This window comes from Streptomyces sp. NPDC005878, from assembly GCF_040629815.1.
In the GTDB taxonomy this organism is placed as follows: domain Bacteria; phylum Actinomycetota; class Actinomycetes; order Streptomycetales; family Streptomycetaceae; genus Streptomyces.
This window is the reverse complement of record NZ_JBEXWK010000002.1, coordinates 208081-220756: the sequence shown is the minus strand read 5'-3', so window position 1 is coordinate 220756 and position 12676 is coordinate 208081. Positions and strand designations below refer to the sequence as shown.

Sequence of the window (12676 nt, the reverse complement as noted above, 5' to 3'; positions counted from 1 at the left end):
GACGTCTGCGGATCACCGCGTCCGCCGTGCTCGGCGCCGCCGTGATCGCGCTCCCCGCGGCCACCGCCACCGCCGCGACCAGCCACAATGCCCCCATGGCAGCAGCGGCTACCGGGCTCGACGACCCGGCCAAGAAGGAAATCGCGATGGAGCTCGTCTCCAGCGCGGAGAACTCCTCACTGAACTGGAAGGCCCAGTACAAGTACATCGAGGACATCGACGACGGCCGGGGCTACACGGCCGGCATCATCGGGTTCTGCTCCGGCACCGGTGACATGCTCGACCTGGTCGAGCTGTACTCGGCCCGCGAGCCCGGGAACGTGCTCCAGAAGTACCTGCCCGCGCTGCGCAAGGTGAACGGGAGCGACTCGCACGCCGGGCTCGACCCCAACTTCACCAGGGACTGGAAGACGGCCGCCTCCGAGACCGCCTTCAAGAACGCCCAGAACGACGAGCGGGACCGGGTCTACTTCAACCCCGCCGTCAAGCAGGGCAAGGCCGACGGTGTGGGCACGCTCGGACAGTTCATCTACTACGACGCCATCGTCATGCACGGCGACGGCGGCGACCCGACCAGCTTCAGCAGCATCCGCAAGAAGGCGCTGGCCAAGGCGAAGCCGCCGTCCCAGGGCGGCGACGAGACGAAGTACCTCAACGCCTTCCTCGACGCCCGCGTCTGGGCGATGAAGCAGGAGGAGGCGCACAGCGACACCAGCCGTGTCGACACCGAGCAGCGGGTGTTCCTCAAGAAGGGCAACCTCAACCTGAACACGCCGCTGGACTGGAAGGTCTACGGCGATCCGTACCACATCGGCTGAGCCGGCCGTATGACAGAGCGGCGCGTACGACACGGGGTAGGTGTCGTACGCGCCGCTCGCGTGCGGGCAGCGCGGGCTCAGTGCGCGGCCACCACGGGCTCCGCGATCACCGGGGCCCCGTCCGGCGAACTCGCCTTCCTCCCCAGGTGGTTGAAGGCGAGGTTGAGCACGATCGCCACCACGCAGCCGGTGGAGATACCGGAGTCGAGCACCACGCGGACGTTCTCGGGGAAGGCGTCGTAGAAGGTCGGCGCGGCGATGGGGATCAGCCCGATGCCGAGCGCCGCGGCGACGATCAGGGCGTTCTCGCCCTGCTCCAGGGCGGCGGTGGCCAGGGTCTGGATGCCGCTGGCGGCGACCGAGCCGAACAGGACGATGCCCGCGCCGCCGAGCACCGGCAGCGGTACGAGCGCGATCACGGACGCGGCCACCGGGCAGAGCCCGAGCAGGATGAGGATGCCGCCGCCGGTGGCCACCACGAAGCGGCTGCGCACCCTGGTCATCGCCACCAGACCGATGTTCTGGGCGAAGGCGCTCGCCATGAAGCCGTTGAAGAGCGGGCTGAGCGCGCTGCCGAGGGTGTCGGCGCGCAGTCCGCCCTCGATGGTCCGCTCGTCGGCGGGCCGTCCGACGATCTTGCCGAGCGCCAGCATGTCGGCGGTCGACTCGGTCATACAGACCAGCATCACGATGCACATCGAGACGATGGCGGCGGCCTCGAAGTGCGGGGCGCCGAAGTGGAACGGCGTGGGGAAGCCGACCGCGTCCGCGCCGCGGATCGCGTCCAGGCTGGTCATGTGGAACGGCACGGCGACCAGGGTGCCGACGACCAGTCCGAGCAGGATCGCGATCTGCTGGAGGAAGCCGCGCAGCAGCCTGCGCAGGGCGAGCACGATCACCAGGGTGAGCGCGGCCATGCCGATGTTCTTCATCGAACCGTAGTCGTGGGCCGCGGCGTCGCCGCCCTGGGCCCAGCGGAAGGCGACCGGGAGCAGCGAGACACCTATCAGGGTGATCACGGTGCCGGTGACGACGGGCGGGAAGAACCGGAGCAGCCTGCTGAAGTACGGGGCGAGCAGGAAGCCGAGCACGCTGGCGACGATCACCGCCCCGAAGATGACGGCCATGCCCTCGTGGCCGCGGTCCTTGCCGATGGCGATCATCGGGGTGACCCCGGCGAACGAGACACCGTTGACGAACGGCAGCCGGGCGCCGACCTTCCAGAACCCGATGGTCTGGAGCAGGGTGGCGAGCCCGGCGGTGAAGAGGCTCGCGCCGATCAGGAACGCGGTCTCCGCGGGGGTGAGCCCGACGGCGGGTCCGACGACCATGGGCGGGGCCACCACGCCCGCGTACATCGCGGCCACGTGCTGGAGGCCGCTGGTGAACATCTTCAGGGGAGGCAGGGTCTCGTCGACCGGGTGTTTCTCCTGGGCGGGGTCGGGAGCACTTACGTCGTTGCGAAACCTGGGCTGCGGGGCCACGGGCGGTTCCTCCGGTCGGTTACGCGTCGGCGGCGACGCGGGTGTCAGGGAGGTGGTGCGGGGTGACGCGTGCGGGGTGCGGCGGTGTCGCGTACGGCGTACGGCGGGGTCGCGTACGGGTACGGAAGGTGCGGGCGGTACGGGTGGTGCGCCGTGCGGGGATGGGCACGGGTCACCGTCCCGGGAAGCGCGCACGTATAGGTGGTGCGCGCTTCCCGGGCGCGGCTGCCGCGGACCCCGCTCGGGTCCACGGCGACCGGCCGAGGGCCGTCCCCCTCGGCCGGACTCCTGGGCGGGAATCCCGGTCCGGGATCAGCCCTGCGCGGCGATCCGCGCGAGGCGCTGCGCCTCGTCCCGCGTGGCGCGGGCGATGGCGTCCTCGTCGACGTTGAGGAGCCGGTTGTCCTCGACGATCTGCTTGCCGTTCACGAACGACGCCGTCACCGGGGCGGCGGCGCCGAAGACCAGGGCGGTCACCGGGTCGGAGATGGAGGCGTGGGCGAGGGTGTCGAGCTTCCAGAGCACGAAGTCGGCGAGCTTGCCGGCTTCGAGGGAGCCGATCTCGGCGGCGCGGCCGAGCACCTGGGCGCCTCCGTAGGTACCGAGCCGCAGCGCCTGACGGGCGTTCAGGGCCGCCTCGCGGTGGGCGCCGAGACGGTTGATCAGGAGCGCGTTGCGCAGTTCCGTGTGGAGTTCGCCGGACTCGTTGGAGGCGGTGCCGTCGACACCGAGACCGACCGGGACACCCGCCTTCAGCATGTCCGGGACCCGGGCGATACCGGCGGCCAGGCGCGCGTTGGAGGAGGGGCAGTGGGCGACGCCGGTGCCGGTGCGGGCGAAGGCGGCGATGTCGGAGTCGTTCATGTGGACGCAGTGCGCCATCCACACGTCCTCGCCGAGCCAGCCGGTCGACTCGAAGTAGTCGGTGGGGCCCATGCCGAACAGCTCCTTGCAGAACTGCTCCTCCTCCACGGTCTCCGAGCCGTGGGTGTGCAGCCGTACGCCCTTGCGGCGGGCCAGCTCCGCGCCCTGCTTCATCAGTTCGGTGGAGACCGAGAACGGCGAGCACGGAGCCACCGCCACCTGCGTCATCGCGCCGAACGAGGCGTCGTGGAAGCGGTCCACGGTCTCCTCGGTCCCGGCGAGCGCGCCCTCCAGGGTCTCGACGGCGAAGTCCGGCGGCAGCCCGCCGTCCTTCTTGCCGCGGTCCATGGAGCCGCGGGCGAGGGTGAAGCGGACCCCCATCTCGGAGGCGGCGCCGATGATCGCGCCCGACAGGTCCCCGGCGCCCCGCGGGTAGACGTAGTGGTGGTCCATCGCGGTGGTCACGCCGCCGCGGGCCATCATGGCGAGCGAGCCCTGCGCCGCGACGCGGCCCATCTGCTCGTCGATGCGGGCCCAGGTGGGGTAGAGCGCCACGAGCCAGTTGAAGAGGTTGTGGTCGGTGGCCAGGCCGCGCGTGATCCACTGGTAGAAGTGGTGGTGCGTGTTGACCAGGCCGGGGGTCACCAGGTGGCCGGTGCCGTCGATGCGGCGGACCACGTTTTCCAGGCCCTGCGGGGCACTGCCCGCGCCGATCGACTCGATCGTGTTGCCGGCGACGACGAGGTGTCCCGAGGCGTACTCGGTGTCGTCGGCGTCTACGGTCGCGATCGCACAGTTCTCGATGACGATGCGCTGGGCTGCCGATGGTGCCATCGTGCTTCCTCTTTTTCTGCTGCTGAGACGAGTGGGCACGGCAGGACCCTAGAGGATTTGAGTGCCGGGGCCGGGCGGCCCACGGGTGCCGAGTGAGGAACGCGCCCCCGGGCGGCGGAGTCCGGGGGCGCTCCGCGTCAGAGGTTGGTCATGTCGACGGGGATGCGCGGCTCGACACCGTCCCGCAGGATCGTTGCCTCGATCAGACCGTAGGGCCGGTCGGCCGCGAAGTAGACCTCGTTGTCGTTCTTGAGCCCGAACGGCTCCAGGTCGACCAGGAAGTGGTGGTTGTTCGGCAGCGAGAAGCGGATCTCGTCGATCTCGCTGCGGCTGTTGATGACCCGCGCACCCATCTGGTACAGGGTCTGCTGGAGGGAGAGCGAGTATGTCTCCGCGAAGGCCTGGAGGATGTGCTTCTTGGCCTGCTCGTACGACTTCTCCCAGTTGGGCATCCGGTCGTCGTCGCTGGACCAGTGGTAACGCCAGGCGGCGGAGACGTCGGTGCACAGGATGCGGTCGTACGCCTCCTTCAGCGTCGTGTACTTGTCCTTGACGTAGCCCCAGAACTCCGAGTTGGTGGAGTTCATGACCGTCAGGTCCTTCAGACCGGAGATGACCTCCCAGTTCTCACCGTCGAAGGTGATCTGGGTGGTGCGCAGCTCCTGGCCCTTGCGGGCGAAGGAGTGCCGCACCTCGTCCGAGCCGATGAACTTGGAGTTGGCGTCGGAGGTGGCGATCCGCTCCCAGGCGTACTCCTCGATACGGATGCGCGCCCGGTGGATCGGCTCCTGCGACGTCACGAAGTGACGGGCGAGGTGGATGCCGAACTGCTCGGCGGACTCTATGCCGTGCTCCTTGGCGAAGGCGAACACCGTGTTCTTGGTGGTGTCCGTCGGCAGGACGTTCGCGTTCGAGCCGGAGTAGTGGACGTCCTCCATGTCGCCGGAGAGGGCGACCGAGACGTTCAGGTCCTTGATGTGGTGCGTGTCGCCGTCCCGCGTGATCTTGACGACGCGGTTCTCCGCCTTGCCGTACTGGTTCTGGCCGAGGATCACAGGGCGGGTGGTACGGGAAAGGTCGGTCATTGTCTGCTAGCTCCCTCGGTAAACGGAGTAGCCGAACGGGTTGAGCAGCAGCGGTACGTGGAAGTGCTCGCCCGGCACGACGGCGAACGTGATCGCCACCTCCGGGAAGAACGCACCGCTGTCCCTTACGCGGGGGGCGTCCTGCTGCGCCTCGGCGGCTTGCTTCTTGGCGAAGTACGTCTCGGTCTCGAAGTCGAGCCGTACATGGGTCGTGCCCTCCGGCAGCGCCGGAAGGTCCTTGCAGCGCCCGTCCGCGTCGGTCGCGGAGCCGCCGAGCGCCACCCACTCGGCGTCGCGGCCCGAGCGGGCGGCGAGCGAGATGGCGACGCCCTCGGCGGGGCGTCCGACGCTGGTGTCCAGGATGTGCGTGGACACCGATGCGGTGGTCGCGGTGCTCATCAGTGGCTGTCCTCTTCTTCTGTTTCCACGAGACGGGTCAGCCGGATCCGGTTGATCTTCCCGAGTTCGGCGCGCACGATCTCGCGCTCCGCCTCGGCGGTGTTGCCGATCCTGGCCTTCACCGCGTCGCGCATCTGCTCACCGGTGGCCCCGGTGGCGCAGATCAGGAAGACATGCCCGAACCTCTCCTGGTAGGCCAGGTTGAGTTCGAGCATCTCGGCCCTGAGCTCCTCGGTGGCGCCGGCCATCCCCCGCTGCTCGCGGGCGGAGGTCGGGTCGCCGGGCTTCGGCCGCCCGATCGGCGCGTGCCCCGCCATCGCCTCTTCCAAATCCTTCACGTCCAGCTCGGCCATGGCGGCGTCGCTTGCCGTGAAGAGCGCGTCGGCGGTGGCGTACGGGCGCTGGGCGAGCAGCTTGCTCACCCATGCCGAGCTGGCGCACACCTCGTGCAGCGCGGCGAGCGCCGTGCTGTCGTCGGAGGTGTTGAACCGGGCGAGGCCCGGCGTCGAGGTCGAAGTCACGAACGGCCTCCGTGGCCTTGGTGCTGGACGGGCTGCGGATAGCTAACGCCCTCGGAAACATCACGTCAACACTTTGTTGAAAACTTGGAGCAACAAAAAGCCGCCGCCCGGGACTCTCGGACGGCGGCTCGGCGAGCACGACTCGCGGGCGGGCGTTCTTACTCGCTTCGGGCCGCGTTTTCCCTGTTCAGGTAGTTGTACACGGTGAAGCGGCTGACCCCTCCACACGTGGATACGTGCTGACCATAGGCCTACTGGGGCACTGGATGCGGGCTCGTCCACAACCGTGGCGTGACAAGGAATCCACAACCAGTCCACATACCGCATTCGATCATGATTCAGTCGCACAGCGGCGAGGCTCGCCCGAAGGGATGAGAAGAGGCCGCCCCGCTTCCGTCCGTCCAGGGACGTCCGTAAGGTCTCGGTCACCTGGGGAGGGAGAGCGCCTCGTCGCGCCTCCCTCGATGCAACCCCACGCGTGTACCGGTGGGGAAAGGTGGCGAAACCCTGTTTCGCCGGTGGAGCCCGACTCCACTGGAGGTGCCCCCTGCCGTTCGATTCGGCAGGGGGCATTCTGCTGACAGACAGTAGACCGCCCCGGCGCCCTGAGGGGGCCGGGGCGGGACGCCTTGACCGAAGTCGGGCGTCTGGGCCGGAGGCGGATGCAACTACGCCCCGGCCGTCCTGGAGGCCGCGCCGGCTTTACCGGCCGTCCATGATCAAATAAAGCATGTCCCCGTAGGCTGACCTACGATCACGTAGCGGCAAGCGTTTGTCGAGTGCACCAAGACCCGCTGGCCGACTGGATCATCGAGACGCGAAGAGCCATCGGCGACCGGGTCCGGGAAGAGCGCGAGTACGCCAACTTCACGCAGGAACGGCTTGCCCTGACCACCGGTATCCCTCGCCTCACCGTCCAGCGCATCGAGTCCGGAGCCACGGACGCGCGCCTCAGCTGGCTTCTCCGCATCGCTCGTTGCCTCGACATACCCCTCAGTCGCCTGCTAGGGGACTAGGTACAGCCCCGTCCGTCTCGCTCGCTCCACCAAACCAGGCGGACGGGGCCTCCCTTGCTGCACGACCTGCCGGGCAGGACAGGCCGTGCCTCCGGGCACGACTTCGCCCGGGGCTCTTTACTTGAACGTTGCCCTACCTACACGCACCCTGCCCTGTACATGCATGTGCCCGCTAGGGGTGTGCGGCGCATATATCTAGGCGAATCTCGGGTGCCCCTGGCGACAGGATTCACACCCGGCACGCAAATGTCACCGCAGGTCACAGCGTTGGCCAATGGTCAACGGCGGTAGGTGGCGCTGCCACGCGCAGGACGTGCCACACAGTCCGGCGTGCCGAGGGGACAGCGGTAAAGGTTCTGCCCGGCGCCCGCGTCAGAGAACCGCGGGATGATCTCCGCGTCCCCTTCGATGACGCGCTGGCAGGTGGTGCAGATCCGGACGCCAGCACGGAACTCCTCGGCGGACTGCGCGCCAGCTTCCCTGAGTACAACTTCCAGGGCCTCACGCAGCTGCTCGACCTGGATGTGCTGGATCCGCCATCCGCTCGTCGGCTTGATCAGCCAGTACAGGCCGGGCGGCCTGTCCTTGTCCCCCGCGGGGATCTCCAGGTGAGTCGCCTCCCCGAAAGCTTCGCTCTGCGGCAGCTGCCAGCCCTTCGACGCTCCGGGCGGTACGAAGAAGACCAGCGCCGGCGACGCCGAACTGGGGTCGACGACGACGCTTCCCGGGTGGTCGAGGTGGGCCAGGGCGCGGAGCGCGTGGAAACGGGTGACGCGCACAGCGTCCCAGTCGACGCCGGCGGGCGTGATCCGGGTGCCCGGTGCGCTGATGTGCGGAGTCATGGGGCCTCGTCTCTCAGGGGTGGAAGAGACGGTAGGGCTGGCCGGGGCAGGTGACCCGAACTGCCCGTTCGGGGTCTGTACCCGAACTCTGAGTTCCGGACGATCAGTCCAGGCCTACCCGGCGGGCGAGTCCTTCGACCTGGCCGCGGTAGGTCGGACGGACCCTTCGGCGCAGCTCGGCGAGGAGGTCGAGGGCGGCGGGGCTGCGCACGAAGTCTTCAGCGGAGAGTTCCTCGGCGCGCAAGAGGTGGACGAGGAGTCCGGCGTCGTCGCGGCGCATGGCGTAGCAGCGGGCGACCTCCAGCGTGAAGGTGAACTCTCTTTCGCGGCTGGGCAGCTGGCTGGTGTCGATGCCGTCTGCCACGGTGAGCGCGTCGCTGGCCTGCCCGGCGAGCATTTCGATGCTGAGGGCGTGCAGGTGGACGTTGGTGGGGCCGAATACGGTGTAGGCCACGTTGCCGTCGCCGGCTTCCTTGCCGAGGGGCTTGGCGCGCTTGTCGAGGCGCTCGCGGGCCTGCCACCAGTGGTGTTGGCGGGCGTCGGCGACGACGGCGACGAGTTCGAGTGCGCCTTGCATGGCGGTCGCTTCGGCGCTGTGGGTGTCGTGTTTCAGTCGGGCGGCGGCGGTGAGGGCGACGTCGGAGGCTTCCTGGATGGCTCCGTCGCGGGGATCGGACAGCAGGACGTGGCCCAGGTTCCAGGAGGCGGCGGCGATGCGCACGGGGTCGTCGGCGTCTTCAGCGGCACGCATGGCGCGGTCGGCGGCCATGAGGGATAGGTCGAGGCGGCCGGTGCGCCGGCAATAGGAGCGCAGCAGTCCGTACAGGTCGGCGGCGGTGCGGAGGGTTTCGCGGCGGGCTGTTGGGTCGTTGCTGTGGCGGTGGGCGCGGACTGCGTGTTCCACGTGGCTGATCAGGCTGGGAAGGGTGCTGGCGGCGTCGGTGAAGCGCTGTTCGGAGGTCTGCCAGCTGGACCAGGCTTGCTCGACGCGTTCCCGTAGGGCTAGTGGTGCGGCGGGGGTGGTGCCTGCTGGTGGACGGTGGCCCATGAGGGCGCGGGCGACGTCGGGGGCGATGGTGAGCGGGGCTGCCGGTTCGGGCGGGGTGTCGTCGGTGAGGAGGGCGGCGACGGGTACGCCGAGTTCGGCGGCGAGGCGGACGAGGACGGTGTGGGAGGGGATGCGTTTGCCGTTTTCGACCATGGAGAGGTAGCGCTCGCTGATGCCGCAGAGTCCGGCGATTGCGGCCTGGCTGCGGTTACCGTTCCTGTGGCGGTAGTGGGCGATGCGCCCGCCGACAGAGAGTCTCGGCGTGTCCATCCGTGGTCTCCCGTGCTGGGTCCGTGGGGGTCAGCGTAGGGCGGGTCGGCGGGTTCGGGCACGCATTGTGCCCATTCGGGTGGGCTGTCGTTACCCAGTGGAGTCTGGGCAGTTGAAAGGGGGCCTGTATGCGGCTGGTGTTGTGGGACATCGACCACACGTTGATCGATACGCGTGGGGTGGGGCGGGAGCTGTCGGCGGCGGCTTTTGAGGAGGCGACGGGGGTGGTGATGCGGGAGCAGGCGAAGATCGACGGCATCACCGAGCGGGTGATCTTCCGGGAGACCGCGAAGCTGCACGGCATCGACGTGGATGGCGACGACCGGGCATTCGACCGGTTCGCCGAGGCGCTCGCCGGGCAGCACGTGACGCGGGCTGCGGACCTGCGTGAGCGCGGGCACGCCCTGCCTGGCGCGGCAGCCGCCCTCGACGCGCTCGCCGCGGCCGGGGTGGTGCAGACGGTGGTGTCGGGCAACGTCCGCCGCGCCGCCGAGATCAAACTCGCGGTGTTCGGGCTCGACCGGCACATCCGGTGGGAGGCCGGCGCCTACGGTGAAGACGGAGAAGAACGGGCCGACCTGGTCCAGCTCGCCCTTGAACGATCCGGGGCCCATGCTGGGGACGCCATTCTGATCGGCGACACCCCGGCGGATGTCGCCGGCGCCCACGCGCACAGCGTGCTGGCCGTGGCGGTCGCCTCCGGGAAGAGCAGCGAGGGGGAGCTGCGGGCGTCGGGCGCCGATGTGGTGCTGCCGGACCTTCGGGACGTCGCGCCGCTACTGGCCGCGGTCGAGGGGCGGGTTGGCTGACCGCCTGGTCGCAATGTCCGACCCGCGTCCTAGACTTGGCTCATGTCCCCCACCCCTTCGCCTGACGGCTCGCTGCGTTCTGCTGCCGTGATCAATGAGGAGATCCGGCGGCTCATCGCGGTTGGCGGCCAGGGCTCGGATGCGTATCAGCAGCTGCTGGTGGAGTGGGATGAGGCACGAGCTCGCGAGGCAGATCCGGGCACTGTCAGTCCCGCCGCCTAAGATCAGCGCTCGTGGCTGACATGGATGTAGAGGAATCGTTTGTGCAGCTCTGTGAGCTGAAGAGGGCTGTCGAGGCGGCGCGGGAGTCGGCGACGGCCGGGCCGTACAGTGCCGAGGCGTGGCGGCCGTGGGTCGACGCGGCCGAGACGTTCCAGCGGGCCGTCACCGAGCATGCGACCGCACACGGACTGAACCGGTACGACGTCGAAGCAGCGGTGAAGAAGGCCGTGCTGCACCCAGAGGGCGATGAGGGCTGACTCCCTCAGCCTGGGGAGTCCCGCGGGCCGGGCACGGCTACGGTTCGGAGAGCTGGCGTGTGCCTGGAGGGTCCGACAGTGAGCCCCCGGAGTGGTGTCCGGGGGCTTCGTGACGGCCGCCACTCGTCCCGGTAGTCGGCGTGGTCGGCATAGGGCAGGGCGAGAAGGTGAAGGTGGCGGGCGAGGCGACGGTCCCGGCCGCAGTCGCAGGGCTTCCCGGCCCGGGTCTTGTCGATACAGAGAAGCTCACCGTGGTCGTCGGTGAGGGCGCTGCAGGAGTACCAGTTGTCTTCCTCGCACCGGAGATGCGGCTCTGCGAGAGCGATGACCAGCAACTGCCGCTTGGCTTCGATCTCCCGCAGGACGCGGGCCGGGTCATGCCTGGCGATGTGCTCGGCGACCAGCCAGTTGAGCCCATCGGCTACCAGACGCACGCCAGGGAATGTGTGCACGTGGCAGGGCTGCGTCGGGTCGACGGCGTTCCCGATGTGCCACGGCCCCTTGGGCGCTTCGAGCGCGAGGGCCTCGTCCTCGTCCAGGCGGTCGCGCAGGAACTGCACCAGATCGTCCACGGCGTCCTCCAAATGCGCTGCCCCGCCGGGCGCTGTTCCGGCGGGGCTTTCAGCAGCAGCATCCCCGGCTGTGTCGTAGCCGATGATGCCCTCACTGTACGGGCGGGCACTGACAACGGGCGCGGGTACGCAGAGGGGGCTCCCCCGGGCCGCCGCGCCAGCCCGATCGGAACCCTCTAGACTCGAACACATGAACGAGCCGTCCGCGCAGCTCCACGAGCTGATCCTCCAGCTAGGGCAGCTCGAATTCCTGGAGCGCTACCAGGCGCGGGAGCTCGCGAAGACCCAGCAGTGGATCATCAGGAAGCAGAAGGAGATCGAACAACAGCAGGCTCGCGACGCCCGTGCCGCGCAGCCGCCCCCCGCCTGGCTGATCCAGCACGGCATCGGCGCCGGACCCGTCACCGTCCACACGAACCTCACCGACACCGCCGACCAGTGCTGGGCAACAGCCGGCCGGGAACGCTGCCACCCCGCCACCCGCGACCAAGCCCTCCAAGCACTCACCTCCGGCGGGCAAGCCTGCGAAATCTGCCGACCCGACACCGCCCTCGGGATACTGGACTGACGACGGCTAGTCGCCTTCGGGCTGGAGCCGCGCGGCGAGACGGCTGGCCAGGGCGTAGGCGGGGTGGTTGTCGAGCTGGCGTCGGCGCCGGTTGTACCGCTGGGTGGTGCGCGGGTCGGAGTGGGAAACGGCGTCCTGGACGTCTTGGAGCGGGACCCCGTTGGCGAGGTTGTCGGTGATGAACTGGTGCCGCAGCGTGTGGGGCTTGATCGTGGCGGCCTGAGGTAGTCCGGCGCGGCGGGCGAGGACGCGGAGGTGCTTCCACACTTCGGGCTGGGTCCAGCGGCGCCCGGACTCCGTGACGAACAGGGGGCCGTCGGTGCGGTCGCCGAGGTAGGCGAGGAGCGCGTCGAGGGCGAGCGGCGGCACCGGGGCGGGCCGCTTCTTGCCGCCCTTCTGGGTGAGGGGCAGGGTGCGGTGTCCTCGGTCGTAGCCGAGCTGGTCGGCATTGAGAGACAGCAGCTCGTCGACGCGGGCGCCGGTGAGGTAGAGGAGCATGACGAGGGCGTAGGAGCGGGGCGCCCAGTCGCGTGCCGTCTGGATGAGCCGGGTCGTCTCCTCCTCCGTCATTCCCTCCGTCGGCGAGTAGTCGGGGTCGACGTAGGGCCGGTTGACGGCCGCGAACGGGTCGCTGTCGACGGCCTGGAGGCGGGCAGCATAGGTGTAGAAGGACCCGGCGGCGGCGATGGCCTGGGCTTGGGTGGTCTCGGCGGCGGGCTTGCCGTTGCGGGTGGGGGTCTTGGCGAGATGTTTGGCGTAGGCGTCGGCGAGGGGCAGCTTCGCCTGGAGTGGGTGGATGCCGGTGGAGCGTGCGTACTCTTCCCACGCTTTGAAGGTGCGGACGTAGGCACGCCGGGTGTGGCGGCTCTTCTGGCGGGCGATCCATCCTCCGGCGATGGTGGGGAGCGGGTCGCGGCAGCCGTAGATGCCGGTGAGGTGGTCGGCGAGCGCGCGGGCTTCGTCGGGCCAATCGTCGCGGGGGTCGTGCCGGTCGGTCGACAGCTCCGCCGACCGGCGGGGGACCGGGGCGGTCATGAGGCAGCCTCCAACTGATCCCATGCCCACGG

General features: G+C 69.3%; 16 protein-coding genes. 6 read left to right on the top strand and 10 right to left on the bottom strand.

The annotated features are described in order from the left end of the window. Positions 1-41 precede the first annotated feature (41 nt). The gene (locus ABZ404_RS04915) at positions 42-818 is read left to right on the top strand and encodes a chitosanase (protein ID WP_358831438.1); all 777 of its coding nucleotides are present in this window, start codon (positions 42-44) and stop codon (positions 816-818) included. 77 nt (positions 819-895) lie between these two features. On the opposite strand, the gene ABZ404_RS04910 is transcribed toward ABZ404_RS04915, so the two are convergent. From ABZ404_RS04910 to uraD, 6 genes are all read right to left on the bottom strand, one after another. Then, positions 896-2302 carry a nucleobase:cation symporter-2 family protein gene (locus tag ABZ404_RS04910; RefSeq protein ID WP_358831423.1) on the bottom strand — a complete coding sequence of 469 codons (1407 nt, stop codon included), beginning with the start codon at positions 2300-2302 and terminating at the stop codon, positions 896-898. A 19-nt stretch (positions 2303-2321) separates the two neighbouring features. Continuing rightward, positions 2322-2471: a hypothetical protein gene (locus tag ABZ404_RS04905; RefSeq protein ID WP_358831422.1), complete on the bottom strand. Its 150-nt coding sequence runs from the start codon at positions 2469-2471 to the stop codon at positions 2322-2324. A gap of 143 nt (positions 2472-2614) precedes the next feature. Next, positions 2615-4000, bottom strand: a complete 1386-nt coding sequence (locus ABZ404_RS04900; protein ID WP_358831421.1) for an 8-oxoguanine deaminase — start codon at positions 3998-4000, stop codon at positions 2615-2617. A gap of 137 nt (positions 4001-4137) precedes the next feature. Then, positions 4138-5085 carry a factor-independent urate hydroxylase gene (gene pucL / locus ABZ404_RS04895; protein ID WP_358831420.1) on the bottom strand — a complete coding sequence of 316 codons (948 nt, stop codon included), beginning with the start codon at positions 5083-5085 and terminating at the stop codon, positions 4138-4140. 6 nt (positions 5086-5091) lie between these two features. Continuing rightward, on the bottom strand, positions 5092-5484 hold the full coding sequence (gene uraH, locus ABZ404_RS04890) for a hydroxyisourate hydrolase (RefSeq protein ID WP_358831419.1): 393 nt from the start codon (positions 5482-5484) through the stop codon (positions 5092-5094). Further along, positions 5484-6005: a 2-oxo-4-hydroxy-4-carboxy-5-ureidoimidazoline decarboxylase gene (gene uraD / locus ABZ404_RS04885; RefSeq protein ID WP_358831418.1), complete on the bottom strand. Its 522-nt coding sequence runs from the start codon at positions 6003-6005 to the stop codon at positions 5484-5486. Before uraD ends, uraH begins: the two co-directional genes overlap by 1 nt. 779 nt (positions 6006-6784) lie before the next feature. Between uraD and ABZ404_RS04880 the strand changes: the two genes are divergently transcribed. Further along, entirely contained in the window at positions 6785-7021 is a 237-nt protein-coding gene (locus ABZ404_RS04880; protein ID WP_358831417.1) for a helix-turn-helix transcriptional regulator, read from the top strand. 278 nt (positions 7022-7299) lie between these two features. On the opposite strand, the gene ABZ404_RS04875 is transcribed toward ABZ404_RS04880, so the two are convergent. Both ABZ404_RS04875 and ABZ404_RS04870 read right to left on the bottom strand, forming a co-directional pair. After that, entirely contained in the window at positions 7300-7863 is a 564-nt protein-coding gene (locus tag ABZ404_RS04875; protein WP_358831416.1) for a hypothetical protein, read from the bottom strand. A 103-nt stretch (positions 7864-7966) separates the two neighbouring features. After that, positions 7967-9181, bottom strand: coding sequence for a helix-turn-helix transcriptional regulator (locus ABZ404_RS04870; protein WP_358831415.1), 1215 nt, complete (start codon positions 9179-9181; stop codon positions 7967-7969). 128 nt (positions 9182-9309) lie between these two features. On the opposite strand from ABZ404_RS04870, the gene ABZ404_RS04865 reads away from it, so the two are divergent. The 3 genes from ABZ404_RS04865 to ABZ404_RS04855 are packed head-to-tail and all read left to right on the top strand — an operon-like array spanning position 9310 to position 10469. Beyond that, entirely contained in the window at positions 9310-9990 is a 681-nt protein-coding gene (locus ABZ404_RS04865; protein ID WP_358831414.1) for a haloacid dehalogenase-like hydrolase, read from the top strand. Between the two features lie 42 nt (positions 9991-10032). Continuing rightward, positions 10033-10212 (top strand): hypothetical protein, encoded by a 180-nt coding sequence (locus ABZ404_RS04860; protein WP_358831413.1) that lies wholly within the window; start codon positions 10033-10035, stop codon positions 10210-10212. Between the two features lie 20 nt (positions 10213-10232). Continuing rightward, positions 10233-10469: a hypothetical protein gene (locus tag ABZ404_RS04855; RefSeq protein WP_358831437.1), complete on the top strand. Its 237-nt coding sequence runs from the start codon at positions 10233-10235 to the stop codon at positions 10467-10469. Between the two features lie 5 nt (positions 10470-10474). Here ABZ404_RS04855 and ABZ404_RS04850 read toward each other — a convergent pair whose 3' ends face one another. After that, a complete protein-coding gene (locus ABZ404_RS04850; protein WP_358831412.1) occupies positions 10475-11041 on the bottom strand; it encodes a DUF6221 family protein in 567 nt (188 codons plus the stop codon). A 190-nt stretch (positions 11042-11231) separates the two neighbouring features. On the opposite strand from ABZ404_RS04850, the gene ABZ404_RS04845 reads away from it, so the two are divergent. Next, positions 11232-11609 carry a DUF6233 domain-containing protein gene (locus tag ABZ404_RS04845; protein ID WP_358831411.1) on the top strand — a complete coding sequence of 126 codons (378 nt, stop codon included), beginning with the start codon at positions 11232-11234 and terminating at the stop codon, positions 11607-11609. A 6-nt stretch (positions 11610-11615) separates the two neighbouring features. Here ABZ404_RS04845 and ABZ404_RS04840 read toward each other — a convergent pair whose 3' ends face one another. Beyond that, positions 11616-12644, bottom strand: a complete 1029-nt coding sequence (locus ABZ404_RS04840; protein WP_358831410.1) for a site-specific integrase — start codon at positions 12642-12644, stop codon at positions 11616-11618. Between the last annotated feature and the right edge of the window lie 32 nt (positions 12645-12676).